This window comes from Leptolyngbya sp. FACHB-711 (assembly GCF_014695615.1).
Taxonomy (GTDB): domain Bacteria; phylum Cyanobacteriota; class Cyanobacteriia; order Elainellales; family Elainellaceae; genus Leptolyngbya_A.
Map to the genome: position 1 here is coordinate 1 of NZ_JACJOR010000426.1, position 3,628 is coordinate 3,628.

Consider the following 3,628-nt stretch of genomic DNA (forward strand, 5'->3'; position numbering starts at 1 on the left):
TATGGTACGGTGGACCCACCCTGACCCATCCCGAACTCAGGTGTGAAACGCTGAAACGGCGACGATAGTTGGAGGGTTGCTTCCTGCAACAATAGCTCGATGCCAGGGTAATTTTCTGAAATCTCCCCCTTGTGATTATGCTTGGGGGAGATTTTGTTTCGCTCGATTTGAGGCTTAGGGCGTAAGTAAGTATGATCACTTTACTTTTTTAACCCATACCTAACGATCGACGAGAACAAGAAAACAGATAGGTTATGATTCCCTCAGAAGTGAGGACATTGAAAGATGCGCTATCTGAGAAATCTTATGCAAAGCAGTTGCGGTAAAAGAGTTAGCTTCTTGATTGGTGGGCTGCTTGTTGCGCTACCTGTGATCCCGATTGTAGCAGCAGCACAAACGCCTGGGATTAATCCCTGTCCACGTATCTACTACGAAGAGCCATTTAACAGCACTCGCCGTGTGCCGCAGGGGTGCCCACCGAATGCTGCTACTCTTCAAGAGACTGGACAAAGTCCAGCTACCTCTGCTCCTGTACCTGGTCAAATTTTTCCGGGAACTGCGCCAGAACAGGCTCCTCTGCCAGAAACTGTTCAGTCGCCAAGCGCGTTTGTTACGCCTATTAATGGAACAGTTAGCATTGAGTTAATTAATAATACGAATACTAATGTAACTTATGAGGTGCTGGGGGTAACTGATCAGCGATCGCTTGTGGGTGGTTCGCAAGTAACCCTTCAGGGGCTACAGGTTCCAGTTAATATGACCTTTGTGCGTCCTGATGGTGGATTTGTTACAGTGACACCTCGCCAGATTGCTCCAGGAGTTCTAGAAGTTACCCTTGTTGAAGCAGTTGATGTTGATGCTGGACAGGGTGCATTGAATATTCAGCGCGACGGAGGGGTATTTCTAAGTTAGATTTCTGTATTTTGCGAGTGCTAGTGTTTTGAACAATTCTTTGATTTATTATGGAGTGAGTGGGTGAACGATTTGATGTTTAGGCACCCCTCACATTTTTTGTTTAAATTTGCGTTAATCAGGTTGTTATGGAATTGAACGCAGAAAGATCTGCGTGACCCAATAGGAGTTACCAATACGCCAAACTCCGATGCCTGTTTCCCGATACTCCGATCGCAGTATGTTTGCTCGGTGTCCTGGGCTATTCATCCACCCTTCAATTGCCGCAGGAACGGGCTGAGCGATATTAACACTCCGAAATAAGTTTTCACCTACTATCCAGTAGAAGATGTTGGCGGAACGAACGCGATCGGAAACAGAGTCTCCATCGGGGCTTGTGTGGCTGAAGAACTTGCGCTCTGCCATCTTTTGGCTGTATTTCCTAGCGACAGAAGCAAGCCGATCGTTATGATTCAGCTCGGTTAAGCCTTGCTGTTGACGAATTGCATTAATCTCTTGCCAAATTTGCTTCTCCACTATGGCAATGGATGAAGATTGAGCCGGAGTTGGTGTAGGTTGCGAAGCAATCTCTTTTAGGATAGGAAGTTTCTGTGAAGCTTCCTCTAAGAAATTTTGAACGGACTGACAGCCTGAAAACACAAAAGGCAGCGTGAACAGAAGACTGCTTTTGATAAACCAATTAATTATTTTTTGAGGCAGACGGGAAGGAAAGGGCGATCGATTCATGGTTAGGAGGGGAAGAGAAATTAACAGCTTAGCAAGACAGGCTAATACTTGCTTGGTTAAAGGGATTCCGTCAATAGTAGGATGAAGCAACGGAAACCGATCGTTTAGAAAATAGAGGAAAGAATTATGAGGTTTTCGTCATGGCAAAAGCAAATCCGATTGAGATTCAGAAAGACCTAAAAGGGATCGACTATCCTGCGACTAAGGAGGATATTCTCAAACACGCGAAAAAGAACGGCGCAGATAAAAATGTGCAGCAGATTTTAGAACAAATTCCGGATCAGGAATATGCGAAGCCAACAGATGTGAACAAAGCGATTGGCGAGTTGGAATAAGCTGAGATTGCTATTTGCAAGTGTTTGTTTGTAATTATTCTGCTAGGGGTGTTGAGGTAATGCATTTTATGTGTCTCATATAGGAATGCCATTCCTACACCCCGTTTTCGATTCGCTAACGATCGCTATATTTGCCGTTGAATATAGCTTGTTATTCAGCTTTGTCTTGCCAGAATTGCTCCAACAATCAGTGCGATTAGAATTGGAAGAAAGCTGGGAATCGCTACCAAGAGACCCCATTTCCCGAATCGAATTGGTTGATTGTCTGCCCTAAGCAGCGCAATGACAGCAGCAATGCCAAGGGCAACCCAAATTACACCAAACCAGATGAAGATCAGATAGGCTGAATCACCGCGCATCGTTTGATTTTCCCTGCCCTTGTTCGTTACGTTGATTAAACCGTTGTGAACTGTTGTGAAACATTTACTTGCACTCAAAGCTGACGATTGCGCATTGAAATTTACAACTCATTCACGTTAGCAATTTTCTGGCTTGTTGTGTTTTTATGGTGTTTCGCGCGATCTAACTTAGCGATTAAGCTTAAGTGATTTAGCTTAATGGATGCAGCGGCAAGCAAATTATAAATTTTGCACCCTGTCCAAGAGAACTGCTTGCTGTAATATTGCCGCCGTGCGCCTGAATAATGCGTTGTGCGATTGCTAGCCCTAATCCTGTGCTGCTTCCCTTTCGCGATGGATCGCCCGTGTAGAATTGTTCAAAAATTCGTGGCAATGTGTTTTGATCAATGCCTGGTCCCTGGTCTTGAATGGTAATGATGGCTTGCTGACTATTCCGTATTCCAGCGATAAAGACTTGAGAATTTTCTTTTGAATGTTTGATTGCGTTGTCTAGAATGTTTAATAACGCTTGCAGAAGTCGCTCCGGATCGCCGGTTAGGGAAACTTTTGTAACTTTCAGGTGCAGCGACATTCCACGGCTTTGCATTCGCGTTTCTACCGCTCGAACTGCACGATCGATTAATTGCTGGAGATCGATTGTCTGTTGCTCTAAAAGGGTTGCCCCTGCTTCTAACCGCCCCAAGTCCAGTAGATCGTGAATCAATCGGGCTGATCGTTGCGTTTCATCACTAATCGTTTGAAAGAAGCGATCGCGCAGATGAGGTTCTTCTACGGCTCCATTTTGCAGTGCTTCAACGGTGACTTGAATATTGCTAATGGGGGTACGAAGTTCATGCGAGACATTTGCTAGAAAGGCACGACGCTCCTGATCGAGAGAGGCTAGCCGTTCACTCATTCGATTCAGTTCGATCGCTAACTCATTTAATTCATTGCTTTGATGGATACTCAACTCGTCGCCAAAATGACCACCCCCTAACCGAATTGCAAAGTCTCGCATGGTTTGAATTGGAATTGCAAAACTTCTGGCTAACCGATCGCTAATCACCGCGCAGAGAAACATCGTCAACAGCAGGGCACCGATCACAGTCCACCACAGCAAGGAGAGCTGCCGCTGAAATTGTTCTAGCGTCACTGACATTCTCAGCACTCCTAGAAGCTGCCCATTGCGCTGAATTGGTCGCGCCACGTATAGGCGATCGTCGTTTGATAATATGCCTTTCGCTGTTCCTTGAACGGTTTGATTTTGTAGAGCTTCCCGCACCCCTGGCACTTCTAGCCAATTTATAATACGACGGT

At 45.4% G+C, this 3,628-nt stretch carries 5 protein-coding genes and 1 rRNA gene; 3 read left to right on the forward strand and 3 right to left on the reverse strand.

Translation table 11 applies throughout. The features are described from left to right. Window positions 1-108: ribosomal RNA gene (rrf, locus tag H6F80_RS31395) — 5S ribosomal RNA — on the forward strand; the annotation flags it as partial. Between the two features lie 198 nt (window positions 109-306). Further along, entirely contained in the window at window positions 307-912 is a 606-nt protein-coding gene (locus H6F80_RS18890) for a hypothetical protein (protein WP_190793072.1), read from the forward strand. A 126-nt stretch (window positions 913-1,038) separates the two neighbouring features. On the opposite strand, the gene H6F80_RS18895 is transcribed toward H6F80_RS18890, so the two are convergent. After that, a complete protein-coding gene (locus H6F80_RS18895; protein ID WP_199296683.1) occupies window positions 1,039-1,428 on the reverse strand; it encodes a CAP domain-containing protein in 390 nt (129 codons plus the stop codon). Between the two features lie 350 nt (window positions 1,429-1,778). On the opposite strand from H6F80_RS18895, the gene H6F80_RS18900 reads away from it, so the two are divergent. Further along, window positions 1,779-1,973, forward strand: a complete 195-nt coding sequence (locus tag H6F80_RS18900) for a DUF2795 domain-containing protein (protein WP_190793074.1) — start codon at window positions 1,779-1,781, stop codon at window positions 1,971-1,973. Between the two features lie 155 nt (window positions 1,974-2,128). Here H6F80_RS18900 and H6F80_RS18905 read toward each other — a convergent pair whose 3' ends face one another. Then, window positions 2,129-2,332 (reverse strand): hypothetical protein, encoded by a 204-nt coding sequence (locus H6F80_RS18905; protein WP_190793075.1) that lies wholly within the window; start codon window positions 2,330-2,332, stop codon window positions 2,129-2,131. Window positions 2,333-2,522: 190 nt separating this feature from the next. Further along, on the reverse strand, window positions 2,523-3,628 hold a 1,106-nt coding region (locus tag H6F80_RS18910), incomplete at its 5' end, for a sensor histidine kinase (protein ID WP_199296684.1).

What these genes read in the sequence shown, in the direction of transcription:
- H6F80_RS18890 (WP_190793072.1), top strand. Translation starts at nt 307, where the DNA reads ATGCAAAGCAGTTGCGGTAAAAGAGTTAGCTTCTTGATTGGTGGGCTG.
- H6F80_RS18900 (WP_190793074.1), top strand. Translation starts at nt 1,779, where the DNA reads ATGGCAAAAGCAAATCCGATTGAGATTCAGAAAGACCTAAAAGGGATC.
- H6F80_RS18905 (WP_190793075.1), bottom strand. Translation starts at nt 2,332, where the DNA reads ATGCGCGGTGATTCAGCCTATCTGATCTTCATCTGGTTTGGTGTAATT.